Annotated in this window: 17 protein-coding genes; 11 read left to right on the top strand and 6 right to left on the bottom strand. The window is 61.9% G+C overall.

Features of this window, described 5'->3' with window-relative positions; genetic code table 11:
- Positions 1-8: 8 nt before the first annotated feature.
- Positions 9-893, bottom strand: coding sequence for a LysR family transcriptional regulator (locus AD664_RS12435; RefSeq protein WP_053147073.1), 885 nt, complete (start codon positions 891-893; stop codon positions 9-11).
- Between the two features lie 245 nt (positions 894-1,138).
- On the opposite strand from AD664_RS12435, the gene AD664_RS12430 reads away from it, so the two are divergent.
- Genes AD664_RS12430 through AD664_RS12420 form a run of 3 tightly spaced genes read left to right on the top strand, consistent with a single transcriptional unit; the run spans position 1,139 to position 2,841 of the window.
- A complete protein-coding gene (locus AD664_RS12430) occupies positions 1,139-1,855 on the top strand; it encodes an AzlC family ABC transporter permease (RefSeq protein WP_053146886.1) in 717 nt (238 codons plus the stop codon).
- Complete coding sequence (locus AD664_RS12425) at positions 1,845-2,153, top strand: AzlD family protein (protein WP_053146884.1); 309 nt, start codon at positions 1,845-1,847, stop codon at positions 2,151-2,153. The genes AD664_RS12430 and AD664_RS12425 overlap by 11 nt, the downstream gene beginning before the upstream one ends.
- 46 nt (positions 2,154-2,199) lie before the next feature.
- Complete coding sequence (locus AD664_RS12420; protein ID WP_047735645.1) at positions 2,200-2,841, top strand: LysE family translocator; 642 nt, start codon at positions 2,200-2,202, stop codon at positions 2,839-2,841.
- Between the two features lie 45 nt (positions 2,842-2,886).
- Here the strand turns inward: AD664_RS12420 and AD664_RS27025 are convergent, their stop codons facing one another.
- Positions 2,887-3,462 (bottom strand): nucleotidyltransferase family protein, encoded by a 576-nt coding sequence (locus AD664_RS27025; RefSeq protein WP_083454186.1) that lies wholly within the window; start codon positions 3,460-3,462, stop codon positions 2,887-2,889.
- 217 nt (positions 3,463-3,679) lie between these two features.
- On the opposite strand from AD664_RS27025, the gene AD664_RS27020 reads away from it, so the two are divergent.
- A complete protein-coding gene (locus AD664_RS27020) occupies positions 3,680-4,072 on the top strand; it encodes a GFA family protein (RefSeq protein WP_080964270.1) in 393 nt (130 codons plus the stop codon).
- 47 nt (positions 4,073-4,119) lie between these two features.
- On the opposite strand, the gene AD664_RS12410 is transcribed toward AD664_RS27020, so the two are convergent.
- The 3 genes from AD664_RS12410 to AD664_RS12400 form a co-directional block, all read right to left on the bottom strand.
- Complete coding sequence (locus AD664_RS12410) at positions 4,120-4,554, bottom strand: DUF6678 family protein (RefSeq protein WP_053146880.1); 435 nt, start codon at positions 4,552-4,554, stop codon at positions 4,120-4,122.
- An 18-nt stretch (positions 4,555-4,572) separates the two neighbouring features.
- Positions 4,573-5,328 carry a DUF4253 domain-containing protein gene (locus tag AD664_RS12405; protein ID WP_083454192.1) on the bottom strand — a complete coding sequence of 252 codons (756 nt, stop codon included), beginning with the start codon at positions 5,326-5,328 and terminating at the stop codon, positions 4,573-4,575.
- A 141-nt stretch (positions 5,329-5,469) separates the two neighbouring features.
- Positions 5,470-6,204, bottom strand: coding sequence for an SDR family NAD(P)-dependent oxidoreductase (locus AD664_RS12400; protein WP_053146876.1), 735 nt, complete (start codon positions 6,202-6,204; stop codon positions 5,470-5,472).
- A 112-nt stretch (positions 6,205-6,316) separates the two neighbouring features.
- Between AD664_RS12400 and AD664_RS12395 the strand changes: the two genes are divergently transcribed.
- Positions 6,317-6,679: a helix-turn-helix domain-containing protein gene (locus AD664_RS12395; RefSeq protein ID WP_053146874.1), complete on the top strand. Its 363-nt coding sequence runs from the start codon at positions 6,317-6,319 to the stop codon at positions 6,677-6,679.
- Positions 6,680-6,798: 119 nt separating this feature from the next.
- On the opposite strand, the gene AD664_RS12390 is transcribed toward AD664_RS12395, so the two are convergent.
- On the bottom strand, positions 6,799-8,010 hold the full coding sequence (locus tag AD664_RS12390) for an MFS transporter (RefSeq protein ID WP_053146872.1): 1,212 nt from the start codon (positions 8,008-8,010) through the stop codon (positions 6,799-6,801).
- A gap of 95 nt (positions 8,011-8,105) precedes the next feature.
- Between AD664_RS12390 and AD664_RS12385 the strand changes: the two genes are divergently transcribed.
- From AD664_RS12385 to AD664_RS12365, 6 genes are all read left to right on the top strand, one after another.
- Positions 8,106-8,927, top strand: coding sequence for a helix-turn-helix domain-containing protein (locus AD664_RS12385; RefSeq protein WP_053146869.1), 822 nt, complete (start codon positions 8,106-8,108; stop codon positions 8,925-8,927).
- 57 nt (positions 8,928-8,984) lie between these two features.
- Complete coding sequence (locus AD664_RS27015; RefSeq protein WP_083454185.1) at positions 8,985-9,143, top strand: DUF2986 domain-containing protein; 159 nt, start codon at positions 8,985-8,987, stop codon at positions 9,141-9,143.
- 307 nt (positions 9,144-9,450) lie between these two features.
- The gene (locus AD664_RS12380) at positions 9,451-10,431 is read left to right on the top strand and encodes an MBL fold metallo-hydrolase (RefSeq protein WP_053146867.1); all 981 of its coding nucleotides are present in this window, start codon (positions 9,451-9,453) and stop codon (positions 10,429-10,431) included.
- Between the two features lie 99 nt (positions 10,432-10,530).
- On the top strand, positions 10,531-11,442 hold the full coding sequence (locus tag AD664_RS12375; RefSeq protein ID WP_083454184.1) for a LysR family transcriptional regulator: 912 nt from the start codon (positions 10,531-10,533) through the stop codon (positions 11,440-11,442).
- Positions 11,443-11,628: 186 nt separating this feature from the next.
- Complete coding sequence (locus tag AD664_RS12370) at positions 11,629-12,582, top strand: alpha/beta fold hydrolase (RefSeq protein WP_053146863.1); 954 nt, start codon at positions 11,629-11,631, stop codon at positions 12,580-12,582.
- A gap of 230 nt (positions 12,583-12,812) precedes the next feature.
- Complete coding sequence (locus tag AD664_RS12365; protein ID WP_053146861.1) at positions 12,813-14,978, top strand: ATP-binding protein; 2,166 nt, start codon at positions 12,813-12,815, stop codon at positions 14,976-14,978.
- Position 14,979: the final 1 nt, after the last annotated feature.

The raw sequence follows: 14,979 nt of genomic DNA, 5'->3' as shown, positions 1-14,979 counted from the left end.
AGGCCCTTTCAAAAGACTGAAAGGCAGGGGTCGGCGCCCATCATGTGCTCAGCGATAAAATCTGCGACGGCTCGAACACGGGCAGAGGCAGCGAGGTCTGCGTGAGTCACCAGCCAGACCTCGGCGCTGAACATCTGCTCGGGTGGGACGACGCGGATGAAATCTTCCTTGGCGACCAGAAAGTCAGGGATCACCGCCAGGCCGAGTCCGGCTCGCACCGCAGCGATCTGGGTCGGTAGACTGCTCGTCACCAGCGCGACCTTGCAACGCGGGTGCTCACGCATGAGCCAGGCCGCGGCCGGCATGAACGCGTGGCTGTCGTCCCAGGTAATGAAATGCCGCCCGCCCAAAGGCTCGCCTTCGATACAGGGGTGACGCGCCAGGTAATCCCGACTGCCATAGACCGAGTAGGTCATGTGGCCCACCCGCCTGACCTTCAGATTGCCCCGAGTGGGCCGAACGACTCGAAGCGCAATGTCCGCTTCGCGTCGGCCAAGCTCGGCCGTGACGGTACTGGTGATGATTTCCAGGCAGATACCCGGGTAACGCTCCCGGAACGCCGGCAGCGCGGGAATGACAAGGTCCGTTGCAAGGTTCTCCGATGTTGCAAGCCGCACGGTCCCGGCGGGCTTGTCGTCCCTGCCTGCGACGCCGAGTTCCAGGGCCATGACCCGGTCTTCGACGAGCTCGGCATGCCGAAGCACCTCACGGCCATCATCGGTCAGGAAATAGCCCGTCGGGTGACGCTGAAACAGCGTCATACCGATGGCCTTTTCCAGTTCGATGACGCGCCGGCCAACGGTGGACTGGCTGACCCTGAGATCCGAGGACGCTTGGGTCAGGCTTCCAGTTCGCGCCACGGCGAGAAAATACCTCAGGTCGTTCCAGTCCATGCTCATCTGTCATTTCGCCAGGGTCCCGTGCCCATCATTCGTTGATTTCCACGTCGCCGGCAACAGAAATCATCTCCTTGCGGCTAATGCCATGTCGCCGCTTCAACGAAGGCCGACAGGTCGCGACTGAAGCGCAGGCATCAGTATTCGAAACTCGAATGGTACCCATGACACTTATTCGCTTTTCTGAAGCCAATGGTTGCTTTCACAATAGCGCCCGATCGCGGTCCAACTTGAGGTGAAGTGTGTTGAGTGTCGAAGCAGGCTCCGTGAGCCTGGATAGGAACCTGGTGTGGAGTGGCTTCAAGCAGCTGTTGCCGATTTCCCTGTTCGTGATTGTATTTGCCGTTGCCTTCGGCCTTGCCGCAGCGCAAACCGGCCTGGACGCAACGTCAACCCTGCTGATGAGCACCCTGGTATTCGCCGGCGCCGCGCAATTTGCCGTGCTTGACCTGTGGGGGCCGCACGTTCCGGTGCTGCCGCTGGTGGTGACGGTATTCGCGATCAATGCCCGGCATCTGCTGATGGGGGCCACGTTGTATCCCTGGCTGCGGGAACTGCCCTGGGCCCGGCGCTACGGCGTGATGCTGGTGGTCTCGGACGCCAACTGGGCAATGTCCATGCAGGCGTTCAATAACCGCAAGCCAGGCCTGGGCCTGCTGTTTGGCGGTGGCCTGGCGCTGTGGTCGGCCTGGGCGCTCGGCAGTTGGCTGGGGTTGAAGTTCGGCAGCGTCATCCAGGACCCGGTGAGCCTCGGCCTGGACATGGTCATGGGCTGCTTTCTGCTCGCCATGGTACTCGGAGGCCAAAAGAACCTGCGCATGCTGATCATCTGGAGCGTGGCCGCCGGCGCGTCGTTGCTGGCGTACAGGTACCTGCCTGAAAACGCCCACGTGGTCACCGGGGCATTGGCCGGTGGCGTGCTGGGCGCGGTGTGGACGGAGAAAAAACATGAGCATTGAGACCTCAGGCTACGGCACATTCCTGATCATCCTGATCATGGCCGTGGTGACCCTCGCGACGCGTTGGGGCGGCGTGTTCGTGATGTCATTCGTCCCGATCAACTACCGGGTGCAGCAGTTCATCAACGCCATGTCCGGCTCGGTACTGGTGGCGGTGCTCACGCCGCTGGCGGTCACCGGTGACAACGGTGCGCGGCTGGCCCTGCTGACGACCGCCGTCATGATGCTGACCCTGCGCAAGCCGCTTCCAGCAATTGCCGCCGGGATCCTGATGGCCGCTTTATCCAGGCAATTCTAGGGTTGTCTTGTACTATGCCCGTCTCCAACCACCTATGAATGAGACCATGGACCTGCACTCAATCCTGGCCTTTACCCTGGTCGCCGCGATTGCCATCGCAAGCCCCGGCCCTGCGACCGTGATGGCGATCAATAACAGCCTGGCCTATGGGCCGCGGTACGCGGTGTGGTCTTCGCTGGGCAATGCCTGCGGGCTGTTCTGCCTGTCGGCGGCGGCGATGTCCGGCCTGGGTGCCCTGCTTGCCAGCTCCGAATGGATGTTCAACGCGGTGAAGGTCCTGGGTGCCGGTTATCTGTTCTACCTGGGCGCCAGGCAGTTGCTCACTCGGCAGCCGATCCTCGCCCAGCAGATCCAGCCAGACGGGACAGTCCAAGCCCCGTCGCGCAAAAAGCTCTACAAGTCGGCGTTCCTGACCGCTGCCACCAACCCTAAGGCGACGATGTTCTTCACCGCCCTCTTCCCACAATTTATCGACCAGGGCGCAGCGCTGTTGCCGCAATTCCTGTTGCTCACCTCGATATTCATGGGGTTGTCGTTGGTGTCACTGAGCCTGTACGCAGCCGCTGCGGCCCAGGTCAAGGGCCTGCTGACCCGTCCAGCGTTCTCCATATGGATCAGCCGGCTGGTGGGCTCGACGTTCATCGGTTTTGGCGCCGCCATCCTTGCGATGCGTCGACCTGTTTCCTGAGGAAATGATTCCCTAGCAGTCAGGACTCAATGCCAGGCAGCGTATTTATCCTCCGCAGATACAAGGTTCCACGATGTGAAGCCAGGGCCAGCGAGCTTGGTAACTCCTGGCCTTCAGACCGAACAAATCTGGCTGAGGATTCCTCGGGTTGATGCGCAGAACCCCATCCGCTACGTCGGCCAAACCGTACGGCGCATAGACCCCGTTCGTTTCAACATCCAGCCCAATGCACGTACCCGCAACCAGGTATCTATCGATGCCATCTCTTACCGACTGAAGCTGAGGATAAGGCCGACCAAACCGCTGGTGGTACCAAAGGTGAACACGGGCCTGATTCTTGATTTCGATATTTACCTCAAGGTCACGGAAAAGACGCTGAGCCGAGGTGATAACCTCATTTTCTGCCTCCCAAGACAGGTCATCATCAAAATAAAAAACATCGTAATCCTTTACGCCCCACTCACTCGGCAGGTTTGTTTGATGATTCCAGACAGGTTGGAAAAGGCAGCCTGCTGTGAGAAAGCACTGACGTAGCTGGAGTGCAGGCAAACGAGAACAGATTTCGGCATTTATAGGATTAGTCATTGCTATCTTGACCAATCCTTCGACAGTCAATGTCATTGTCATCACTTTTTGAAGTAGAGCCGGTCTTACCGCCCAACCATACGACGTGGGCACGTTACACAGCTGGGTCGAAGATGCCTGCGTTCGCAGACCTCTCTGGCCATACGACCTCTTTGGCCGACCTGAACTCCTGATCAGAACACCAACGATGGTAGACCAACACCTGGAGTCTCAAGCTGATAAGCTGAGGCCTCTTCATAGCACGACCTAGACCATGGACGAGAAATATCAGGGCAGTTGCTTGTGCTCAGTCGTCAGATACGAGCTCATCACATCCCCCAAAGCGGTCACTCACTGTCACTGTTCTCAATGTCGCAAAGGCCATGGGGCTGCATTTGCTTCGTACGGTAGTGTTCCGCGTAGCGCGTTACGGATACTTGAGGGGGCATCCAGTATCAAGGCATTCGTTTCTTCGAAGACAGCCGTACGCGAGTTCTGCGCGCACTGTGGTTCGAACTTATTCTGGTCGCGCACTGAGGGTGAGTTTTCTGACTGGATATCGATAGCGCTGGGGTCACTCGACACCCCCTTCATGCCCCGGACGCAAAAGCACTCCCATAACAACTGTGCAGTCCACTGGTGTAACCCATTAAAGACAAGTCACTAGATTGAGGCTATTTGCGCGGCTATTGAAAGAATACGTGATCACGGATATCAGGCCGCTGGAAAATCCTCATAGCACTTAGGCAAATAACCCCAGATCCTCAACACATCGCCACGCACTTCGAATTCGAATCCAATCCGTGCGACCACTGCCGATAGTTCGTCGGTGTGGTCGATGGTTGTCGGGGCCAGCAGCCGTCCCCGGAACGGGCCTTCTTGCGTCAGGCCGATGTCGAACCATTCGACGCAGGCGAATGGAAACGGCAAATGGTAGAACCATTCCACATCCCACCCCGAGATGTAGCCGGAGACTGACTTGTGCCGCCAGGACGGGCACCATCCCTCGCGCTGGCGGAAATGACTGATCAGTTCATCCCACTTGGTGTTATTCGCCGCACTCGCCAGGTTTCTTGCAGCCACGGCGGCGTTGATCTTCTTGCGCATCGCCTCGTCGTGGCCGACGCCGGCTGTTGGCAGTTCGTTCATGCGCGGTCCACCTGTCAGCTACTCCACATACCGCAACCAAAGGTGCGTACGCCCGTTGATCGCCGCCATGACCCGGGCAATCACCGTTTCGCGGTCTTCGTCACGGGTGTTGTACAACGCACAGAAATCCGCCGCCACCGCAAGGGCCTCCTCTGGGGCGGGCGGTTCTGCGCGTAGGTAGCCGAGATAGGATGCCCCCACCCCGATCAATTCATAACCATGAGTCAGCGCAAAATGGCGGGCCACCGCGAAGTTCTGCGCGGGGTCCAGGTCGCAAGTGAAGTAGCCGTTGGGGAAAGCGGCGAGCGCCTGGTAACTCTGTTCAACCGGCACCACGAGTGCCGAGAGCGGCTGGTCGAGCAATGACACCGGGTCTTGCTGATACGCCTCCCACTCTTGCAGGGCTGTTGTGTCGAGGGTCAGGCCGTGGGCGCAGGCGTCCTGGAATGACGTGGCCGCGACCAGGTTCATGAAATTGCGATAGCCGATGGCGAATTCGGCCTTGGTCGTGGAATACCCCAGGTACTCGCCGTTTTCAAAGCATTCGGGCGGCAACCCGGCGATGTCCTGCTCGGATGCACTATCCAGCCCCAGGTTGTCCCGTGCATGCCCGCAGGTGTAGCGGGCCTGGTGCAGGTCATCAAGCGAAAGCAATGGCTTGGTACCTGGGTGACGGGCCGCGATGTGCTGATAAGCGCCGTGCACGTCATCGAAGCTGGAGATGCCGCTGACGCTGTATTCATCGCAGGTGCCTGCGGACGGATTATGAGGCATTGCGTGACCGCGAAACTGGATGTCCATCGAAGGGTTACCTGCTCCATAGAAGTCATGAGGCGAGCGACTGAGCTCGGATCGCTCGCCATCGTTACACCGCTCCTCGCCACAATCAAATGGTGGCAGCTCTTATGCAGCGAGTCAGATTTGCGCCAGGCCGCCGTCGACCGCGAGTTCGCCAGCGGTCATGAAGCTGCTGTCCTGAGAGGCAAGAAAGGCCGCCGCCGCGCCAAGCTCGGCCGGATCAGCCATGCGCTGGAGCGGGTTCATCGAGGCGAAGACCTTCATGCCCTCCTCTCCCAGCGCCTGCTTGGCGAGTTCGGTCGCCGTCGGCCCGGGCGACAGCACGTTCACCCGGATGCCGGTGCCCTTCAGGTCCAGCGCCCAAGTCCGCGCGAGGTTGCGCACTGCCGCCTTGCTGGCGCTGTAGGCGCTGAAGCCCGGCGCCCCCGTGGTACCGGCACTCGAACCGGTCAGGATGATCGAGCCACCCTGGCCCATCAGCGGTAGCGCCTTCTGGACCGTGAAGATCGCCCCCTTCACATTGGTCTCGAAGATTTCGTCAATGTGTTCGGCAGTGATTTCGCCAAGCACAAGCTGGCTTCCCGCCCCGGCGTTGGCGAAGACGATGTCGAGGGTCCCGCGCTCGGCCTTCACCGCCGCGTAAAGTCGGTCGAGGTCGGACAGGTCGGAAACCGAGCCCTTCACCGCACGGGCATTGGCCCCGAGTTCGGCCACGGCGGCATCGAGCGCCTCTTGCCGGCGACCGAAAATGAAGACAAAAGCCCCTTCCTCTATGAACCGTTTTGCCGCCGCAAGGCCGATCCCGGTAGCACCGCCGGTGATCACGGCGGTCTTTCCATTCAGTCTGGTCATATCATGCATCCCTCGTTGGCGTTTAACCCAAGCAGAAAATTGCTCGTTGAGCGCGAGGATGCCGCCCTGATAACCTAAGAACAAGTATGCACCTTTTGGTAAGTATCAAAATATGACCTTTTCTCCTGAAATCTGCGGTACCGGCTTCGGGCTCAACGCCACGTTGCGCATCATCTCGGGCAAGTGGAAACCGCTCGTCCTGTTTTTCCTGCGCGAGGGGCCGAAGCGTTATGGCGAGCTCAAGCGTTTGATCCCAGCCGTCAGCGACAAGGTGCTGATCCAGCAGTTGAAGGATCTGGAAGCCGACCGCGTGCTGGCACGGACCGACTACAAGGAAGTGCCGCCGCGCGTGGATTATGCGCTGACCCCGCTGGGGCGCAGCCTGGCCGAGGCGATCATCCCCCTGTGCACCTGGGGGGCCGAGAACGCGGAGCAAATAGCCGGCATCTTTGCGGAGCGCGACGCTTTGCCATAGCACAAGCCAAACAGGCTCCTGCTGCGACTCCCGGTCAGTCGATCACAGCAGGACTAACCGTTCGTGGCTCGACGTTCCAGGCCATGGTGTGCAGGTGCGCCGCAAGGCGCACCTGCGGTTCAGACGCCCTTGGTGGACGGCAACAGGACCGTCAGCACACCCAGCAACGGCAAGTAGGAACACAGGGTGTAGACGTATTCGATACCGTGGATGTCGGCGAGGTAACCCAGCAGCGCGGCACCGATGCCGCCAAAGCCGAACATCAGGCCGAAGAACACGCCGGCAATCATGCCGACATTGCCCGGCACCAGTTCCTGGGCAAAGACCACGATGGCGGAGAACGCCGAGGCCAGGACGAAACCGATGATCATGCTCAGCACGCCGGTCCAGAACAGGTCCACGTAGGGCAGTGCCAGGGTGAACGGCGCCACGCCCAGGATCGAGAACCAGATGACCTTCTTGCGGCCGATCCTGTCGCCGATGGGGCCACCGAAGAAGGTGCCAGCGGCCACCGATCCCAGGAACAGGAACAGGTACAGCTGGGAACTGGTCACCGACAGCTGGAATTTTTCGATCAGGTAGAACGTGAAATAACTGGTGAAGCTGGCCATGTAGAAATACTTGGAGAACACCAGCAACGCCAGGACCACCAGGGCCGCGGTCACTCGCTGCCTGGACAGGCCGTGGGTCGCCTTGCCGCCCTGCTTGAGCTTGAACAGGTTGAGGTGGTTGCGATACCAGCGGCTCAGGCCGTACTGCACCAGGATCGCGAATGCCGCAAACAAGCCGAACCAGGCGACGTGACCCTGGCCATAGGGGATCACGATGGCCGCGGCCAGCAGCGGGCCGAAGGCGCTGCCCGCATTGCCACCGACCTGGAAGGTCGACTGCGCCAGGCCATAGCGGCCGCCCGAAGCGAGGCGTGCCACGCGCGAGGTTTCCGGGTGGAAGGTCGACGAGCCAATGCCCACCAGCGCGGAGGCCAGGAGGATGGCACCGAAGCTGCCGACGAACGCCAGCATCAGAATGCCGATGAGGGTGCAGACCATCCCGGCGGGCAGCAGCCAGGGCTTGGGATGACGGTCGGTGTGATAGCCCACCCACGGTTGCAACAGCGAGGCCGTCAGTTGGAAGGTCAGTGTGATCAATCCCACCTGGGTGAAGGTCAGGCCGTAGTTGGCCTTCAGCATCGGATAGATGGAAGGCAGCACGGCCTGGATGAGGTCATTGATCAGGTGCGCGAGGGCGCAGGCACCGATGACCCGCATGACAAGCGGGCTCGTTTGATTGGCGACGGAGGCCGTGGTCGAGGCTGTGGCGGTGGTGGACATGACAAAGCTTCCAGGCGATGGGTCTGAAAAAAAAACGTAGGCAGAAGGTGACAGCACTTTCTGACAGGCGCGGCATCATCCTAGAATCCACGAAAATGTCTGTCTCACTGGACAAGGGAACCAACCGTCGCAAAAAGGACATCATGATCAAACCGTTGAATGAAGCATTGCTCGAGATCGACGAAGGCGCCTGGACAATGATCGGGAGGGCGACCGATTACCCGGACAATTGGCTGATCGCCTCGCACTCCCATGAAAAGCACCAGCTGATCTACGCCGTCGAAGGCGTGATGGTGGTGCACACGGCGTCCAGCCAATGGACGGTACCGTCGAATCGGGGTTTGTGGATGCCCTGCGGGCAGGTGCATTCGGTGCGCTGCGTCGGGCACGTGAAAATGCGCAGCCTGTTTGTCCGGCCCGATGCCGCCGCAGACCTGCCGACCGAAACGAAGGCGGTGAGCATTTCCGCCCTCTTGAGCGAATTGATCAAGGTCGCCGTGCATCTGCAACTCCCCTATGCCCCGAACACCCGGGCCGCCCGGGTGATGCAGCTGATTCTCGATGAACTCGCCCTGCTCCCCACCCTGCCCCTGCACTTGCCGCAGCCGGCGGACCGGCGTATCAAGAAAATCTGCGTCACGTTGCAAGGCGACCCCGCCGACGGCTCGACGCTGTCGGATTGGAGCGCCCGCCTGGGCCTTGACGAGAAGACCATCCAGCGGCTGTTCCGCAAGGAAACCGGCATTACTTTCGGGCAGTGGCGGCAGCAGGTGCGCCTGTTGCAGGCGGTCGAGCGCATGGCAATGGGCGAGAAGATCATCGACGTTGCGCTGGCGCTGGGCTACGAAAGCCCGAGTGCGTTCACCAACATGTTCCGCAAGCAGTTTGGCAAGACACCGAGCACGTTCTTCAAATAGAGCCGCGCGCTTCACGCTGCTGATATCATCCGCGCGCTTACACACCGAGTAGACGTCATGAATCGTCGCAAGAAAATAAAGCAGTTGCTGCAGGCCCATGCGAAAAAGGCCAGCGCCAAACTGGCCCCGCAGAAACCCAAGTACATCAGCAAGGCGGATCGCCTGAAACTGGCGGCCGAAGCCGAGCAAGCGCCGCAGGCGCCTGTCGAGCATTGAGGGGCTGATGCGCCACCTTCGCAAACAAGCTCGCGCCCACAAGGACTGTCCTCCAGGTCATTGACCCTACAAAACCTTGTGGGAGCGAGCTTGCTCGCGAAAGCCCCAGCACTTCCCACTTTCGCCTGCCGGACACACCCCACCCGGCTTTGTCGCCTGCGTCCCACTGGAAGCTCACGGCTTGAAACTGCTGGCCATCCACCTGGCCGATGCCTCGTATAACCAACACAACCGTTCTTCCTGGTGCGCACCTGACCTACGCTGATTCGCGCGATCAACGAAGCCTGCGCTATCAAGGAGTTTCGACATGTTCAACAAAGTCCCCCTCCCGCTCGCGACACTGTTTACCACCCTGGTTCTGGCGGGGACGATCACCTCGGTAAATGCCGCCGCGACACCGGTCGCGGAGCCCCTGCCCATCCACAAACCGCAGGTGGCAGGTGTCTACCGATTCCAGGTCGGCGCCTTCCAGATCACCGCCCTGAGCGACGGCACGCTGCCGCTGGACCTGCACCCGCTGCTGCGAGGCATCAGCGCCGAGAAGATCGATGCGTTGCTGAAAAACAGCTTTATTCGCAACCCCGTCGAGACGTCGATCAACGCCTATGTGATCGACACCGGTCCACGGGTGCTGCTGGTGGATACCGGAGCCGGCGAGCTGTTTGGCCAGGTGGCGGGCAAGTTGCCCCAGAGCCTGGCGGCGGCCGGTTATAAACTGGAGGACATCAGCGACGTCCTGCTCACCCACATCCACGCCGATCACTCCGGCGGGCTGTCGCGCAACCGGCAGATGATGTTCCCCAATGCGACCGTCCACGTGGCCCAGGCCGACGTCGATTTCTTCCTCGACCCGGCCAATCTGAGCAAAGGACTCAAACCCCAGGACCTGGAGAAGAGCCAGAGGACCGTTGGGCCTTACGTCGATGCGGGCCGGGTCAAGACCTTCAGCGGCCCTACGACCCTGGTGCCCGGCATCACGGCGCTCCCGACACCTGGCCATACCCCGGGCCACAGCGTCTACCGGGTCGAGAGCCAGGGTGAGAGCATCGATTTCTGGGGCGATCTCCTCCACGTCGGCCCGATCCAGTTTGCCCGACCTGACGTGACGGTCACTTTCGATGTCGACCAGGACCACGCACGCGCCCAGCGCCAACAACAGTTCAAGGCCTCGGCCAACGAAGCGCGCCTGTCGGCGGCCGCGCACTTGCCGTTCCCAGGGATAGGCCACCTTCGCGCACAAGCCGGGCACTATGAATGGGTGCCGGCCGACTATCGCAACCGTGACTGAGACGGGCGAGCAAGCCCGGCTCGCCCTGTACAGACCACTGCCTGGTTTGATTTGATGCCCGTACAGCCGCCTGCCTGAAGGCGCTGATCGGAGATCATGATGAACTACACGGATTTCGACGCGGCACTGTTGCTGACGCTCAAGGCGCTGCTGGAGGAGCGCAATGTCACCCGGGCCGCCGTCCGCTTGGGCATCAGCCAACCGGCCTTGTCCGCGCGGCTGGCACGCTTGCGAGACATCCTCGCCGATCCGCTGTTCGTGCCGGCGGCGAACGGCCGAGGCGTCGTGCCCACGCCCCGGGCGCAAGCGCTGGAGCAAGACTTGCTGCAGGTACTCGAAGGACTCAAGCGGCTGGCCAGTGAACCCGATGCATTCGACCCGGCCACAACGACCCGCACCTTCGTCATCGCGTTATTCGAAACGCCGGCAGCGCTCCTCGCACCGGCGCTTTGCGCGGGCCTGGCGCGAGAGGCCAAGCACGCCAGGCTGGCTTTCGTTCACCCTGCACACGATGTGTTCGAACGCCTGGAGCAAGGGCAGATCGACCTGCTGATCACCGTGCCGCAGGCCCTGCGTGACGATGTCATGCAGCGCGCGCTCTGGGAGGATGGTTTCCTGACCGCCCAGCGCAAAGGCCATCCACGGGGAACCGGCCCGCTCGACCTCGACGGTTTTTGCGCCCTCGACCACGTGCTCGTCTCTTCCGAAGGCGGACGCTTCGCAGGTGTGGTCGACGATGCATTGGTGGAGCTGAACCGCGTGCGCAACGTGGCATTTTCCATTCAAAGCTATGCCCTCGCGCCCTCGTTGATTGCGGCAACGGATGCGGTGTGCACCCTGCCCGCGCGTTTCCTTGCCCAGTACCGCGACCGCCTGGACCTGTTCGAGCCCCCCGTCGAACTGGCGACCCTGCGCCTGTCGCTGGCCTGGCATCCGCGCAACAACAAGGATGCCGGGCACCAATGGCTGCGCCGCCAAGTTTACCTGGCGGCGCAGGTAGAGCCTGCCTAGCGGGTCTCAGCGCCTCTTTCCCAACAGGTTCGCCCCACCCAGCGGAGCGAAGCCCAGCTATCGGTCAAGCGCATAGTTGCTATCGATACCCGCACCGTTCTCGACATCGGCGTCCCTCTCTAATCTGCACACCAAGCGATCGACAACGGTCGCAACCAGACAGACCAACCCCTTAGGAGAGAGACCATGAACACACTGAACCGCACCCTGGCCGTCGCCACATTGGCACTGGCCTCCCTCGGCGCCGAAGCCGCCACCCCATCCCAGGCCACTGCCCCGGTGTCCGCTGTCGGCAGCGTCATCCAGTCCGCCAGCTACATCACCACAAAAGATGGCGTGCAGCTGTACTACAAGGATTGGGGCCCGCGCGATGGCCAGGTCGTGACGTTCAGCCACGGTTGGCCGCTGGACTCCGACAGCTGGGAAGCGCAGATGATGTTCCTCGCCTCCAAGGGCTACCGCGTGATCGCCCACGACCGTCGCGGCCACGGTCGCTCCAGCCAGCCTTGGGAAGGCAACGACATGGATCACTACGCCGATGACCTGGCAGCCGTGATCGAAGCCCTGGACCTGAAGGACGTGACCCTGGTCGGTTTCTCCACGGGCGGTGGTGAAGTGGCGCGCTACATTGGTCGCCACGGCACCGGACGCGTGAAGAAAGCCGTGTTGGTGTCCTCCGTGCCGCCGTTGATGCTCAAGACCGACACCAACCCCGGCGGCCTGCCCATCGAGGTATTCGACGGCCTGCGCAAGGCGTCCCTGGAGAACCGCTCGCAGCTGTACCTGAACATCGCCTCGGGGCCGTTCTACGGCTACAACCGCAAGGGTGCCAAGCCGTCCCAAGGCCTGATCCAGTCTTTCTGGGCGCAAGGCATGCTGGGCGGCAGCAAGAACACCTACGATTCGATCGCGGCGTTCTCGGCCACCGATTTCCGCGCCGACCTGAAGAAGTTCGACGTGCCGACCCTGGTGATCCACGGTGACGACGACCAGATCGTCCCCATCGACGCCTCGGGCAAAGCCTCGGCCGCACTGATCAAGGGCGCCCGACTGATTGTCTACGCCGGGGCCCCTCATGGCCTGACCGAGACCCACAAGGATCGCCTGAACCAGGACCTGTTGAAGTTTCTTCAGCAATAACGCTGCGCAAGCCGCTCGCTCCCCCAGGGATAGCCTGCGACCAGGCAACCCATGGGGGAGCGAGCTTGCTCGCGAAGGCAGTGGATCAAGCCATGTTGCAGCGCCTGACCTACCGCCTTCGCGAGCAAGCTCACTCCCACAGGTGAAGTGAACAGGCACGGTCATCGATTCGTGTGAACCTAGCCCGCGCCCGGCCCTCGGATATGGAAGACGGAGCAAGGGTGACCCACATGGCAATGGAAGATACGTTACTGCGCCAACGCAAGGTGCTGGCCGAACTCGGTGAGCTGGCGCTGGTGTCGGACGACCTGGAGCACATCCTCGACGAGGCGTGCCGTCTGGTGGGCGATGCACTCGAAACCCACATGGCGAAATTCATGCTGCTGGAAGAGGATGGCCTCACGCTGACCGTGCGCAACGGAGTCGGCTGGGCTCCGGGCGTGGTGGGCCAGGTCCGGGTGCAGGCGCTGGACGGCACCCCCGAACGCCACTCGCTGGACACCGGCAGTGCGGTGATTTCCACGGACATCGCCACCGAAACCCGTTTTCGCTATCACGACTTCCAGATCCAGAACGGCGTCCAGGCTTTCGTCAACGTGCTGGTCCATGGCGCCACCGAGACGCGACCGTTCGGGATCTTCGAGGTCGATTGTCGCCATCCCCGGCAGTTTACCCAGAGCGATATCGATTTTTTGCGCGGCTACGCCAACCTGATCGGGGCGGCCTTGAAGCGCTCCGTGACCTTGCACGCCATGCGCCTGACCGAGGCAAAGCTGCGCGAGAGTGAAAGGCACTACCGGATCGCGGCCGAGCTCAACCCACTCTGGCCCTGGACGGCCACCAGCGATGGCGCGCTGCTGTCGCTGGATCCGCGCTGGTACGACTACACCGCCCGGACCCCGGAGCAGACGCTGGGGCGCCAATGGTTGAACGCCGCGCACCCTGACGACAAACTCACCATCGCCCGGTTGTGGAACCAGTCCCTGGCGAGCCTGCAACCCTTCGACGCGCAGATTCGCCTGCGCCGGCACACCGGCGAATACCGCTGGTTCAGGGTCCGGGCATTGTGCAGCCTCGACGCTGCCGGGCACTGCGAACAATGGTATGGCACCGTCGAAGACATCAACGAGCGAGTGCAACTGGAAGCCGCATTGCGAGACTGGAACGACCAACTCGAAGCACGCATCGCCCAGCGTACCGGGCAATTGGAGGCCGAACAGCACGAACGCGCCCTGGCCGAATCGAAGCTGCGGCAAAGCCAGAAAATGGAAGCGGTCGGCCAGCTCACCGGCGGCATCGCCCACGACTTCAACAACCTGCTGGCAGGCATCACGGGCAGCCTGGAGCTGATGCAGCGGCGCATCGACAGCCAGCAGTACGCCGAGCTGTCGCGCTACAACGCCGTGGCCTTGACCTCGGCGACCCGGGCCGCCGCCCTCACCCAGCGGCTGCTGGCCTTTTCCCGGCAACAATCGCTGCAACCGGCGGTCCTCGAACCGCGCAAGGTGGTCGCCGGCCTGGAAGAAATGATCCGCCGCTCCGTGGGGCCGAACATCGTTGTGGAGTGTTCGTTCCGCAACAACGACCCGATCAAGTGTGACCCGAACGAACTGGAGAATGCGCTGCTCAACCTGGCGATCAACGCCCGGGACGCCATGCCCGAAGGCGGCGTCCTCAAGCTCGACGTCCACCGCCACGTGATCGAGGAAAACGGCGCCGACGCAAAACTGTTGCCGCCGGGGCCGTATGTAGCGATCGCGGTCTCGGACTCGGGAACGGGCATCAGTGCCGACATCCTGTCCCGGGTGTTCGACCCCTTCTTCACGACCAAGCGCCTGGGCGAGGGATCGGGGCTGGGCCTGTCGATGATCTACGGATTTGCCCAGCAGTCCGCAGGGCACGTCAGGATCCAGAGCAATGTCGGCGAAGGTACGACGGTGACGATGTATTTCCCGGTGGCGCGCCGAGCTTCCCAACGCACGAAAACCGCCGCGCCCGACAGCGCGGCGCCGGTGCAACCCGGCGGCAACGAAACGATCCTTCTGGTGGACGACGAAGCGGCCATCCGGCAGATGGTCTCGGAGTACCTGGCGGAAACCGGTTATCGCGTCGTCGAGGCCCTGGACAGCGTCTCGGCCTTGCAGCAAGCCGAAAAAGCCGGGGCCATCGACCTGTTGCTGACCGACATCGGCCTGCCCGGCGCCATGAACGGCATCGGCCTCGCCGACGAGTTGCGCAGGCGCGACCCGGAACTGAAGGTGCTGTTCATCACCGGCTTCGCCGAGGGGGAAAGCCTGGTCAGCGCCAATGCGACGACCTGGATCATGACCAAGCCCTTCAGCCTGACCGACCTGGGGCGCCGGGTGCGCTCGCTGATCCAGTCGGCCAAGCGCTGAC

Source organism: Pseudomonas sp. P97.38, from assembly GCF_001269745.1.
Taxonomy (GTDB): domain Bacteria; phylum Pseudomonadota; class Gammaproteobacteria; order Pseudomonadales; family Pseudomonadaceae; genus Aquipseudomonas; species Aquipseudomonas chlororaphis_E.
The sequence above is the reverse complement of the archived record's forward strand: the minus strand, read 5'-3'. Positions and strand labels throughout refer to the sequence as shown.

What these genes read in the sequence shown, in the direction of transcription:
- AD664_RS12435 (WP_053147073.1), bottom strand. Translation starts at nt 893, where the DNA reads ATGGACTGGAACGACCTGAGGTATTTTCTCGCCGTGGCGCGAACTGGA.
- AD664_RS12425 (WP_053146884.1), top strand. Translation starts at nt 1,845, where the DNA reads ATGAGCATTGAGACCTCAGGCTACGGCACATTCCTGATCATCCTGATC.
- AD664_RS12420 (WP_047735645.1), top strand. Translation starts at nt 2,200, where the DNA reads ATGGACCTGCACTCAATCCTGGCCTTTACCCTGGTCGCCGCGATTGCC.
- AD664_RS27025 (WP_083454186.1), bottom strand. Translation starts at nt 3,462, where the DNA reads ATGACATTGACTGTCGAAGGATTGGTCAAGATAGCAATGACTAATCCT.
- AD664_RS27020 (WP_080964270.1), top strand. Translation starts at nt 3,680, where the DNA reads ATGGACGAGAAATATCAGGGCAGTTGCTTGTGCTCAGTCGTCAGATAC.
- AD664_RS12410 (WP_053146880.1), bottom strand. Translation starts at nt 4,554, where the DNA reads ATGAACGAACTGCCAACAGCCGGCGTCGGCCACGACGAGGCGATGCGC.
- AD664_RS12405 (WP_083454192.1), bottom strand. Translation starts at nt 5,328, where the DNA reads ATGCCTCATAATCCGTCCGCAGGCACCTGCGATGAATACAGCGTCAGC.
- AD664_RS12400 (WP_053146876.1), bottom strand. Translation starts at nt 6,204, where the DNA reads ATGACCAGACTGAATGGAAAGACCGCCGTGATCACCGGCGGTGCTACC.
- AD664_RS12395 (WP_053146874.1), top strand. Translation starts at nt 6,317, where the DNA reads ATGACCTTTTCTCCTGAAATCTGCGGTACCGGCTTCGGGCTCAACGCC.
- AD664_RS12390 (WP_053146872.1), bottom strand. Translation starts at nt 8,010, where the DNA reads ATGTCCACCACCGCCACAGCCTCGACCACGGCCTCCGTCGCCAATCAA.
- AD664_RS12385 (WP_053146869.1), top strand. Translation starts at nt 8,106, where the DNA reads ATGTCTGTCTCACTGGACAAGGGAACCAACCGTCGCAAAAAGGACATC.
- AD664_RS27015 (WP_083454185.1), top strand. Translation starts at nt 8,985, where the DNA reads ATGAATCGTCGCAAGAAAATAAAGCAGTTGCTGCAGGCCCATGCGAAA.
- AD664_RS12380 (WP_053146867.1), top strand. Translation starts at nt 9,451, where the DNA reads ATGTTCAACAAAGTCCCCCTCCCGCTCGCGACACTGTTTACCACCCTG.
- AD664_RS12375 (WP_083454184.1), top strand. Translation starts at nt 10,531, where the DNA reads ATGAACTACACGGATTTCGACGCGGCACTGTTGCTGACGCTCAAGGCG.
- AD664_RS12370 (WP_053146863.1), top strand. Translation starts at nt 11,629, where the DNA reads ATGAACACACTGAACCGCACCCTGGCCGTCGCCACATTGGCACTGGCC.
- AD664_RS12365 (WP_053146861.1), top strand. Translation starts at nt 12,813, where the DNA reads ATGGCAATGGAAGATACGTTACTGCGCCAACGCAAGGTGCTGGCCGAA.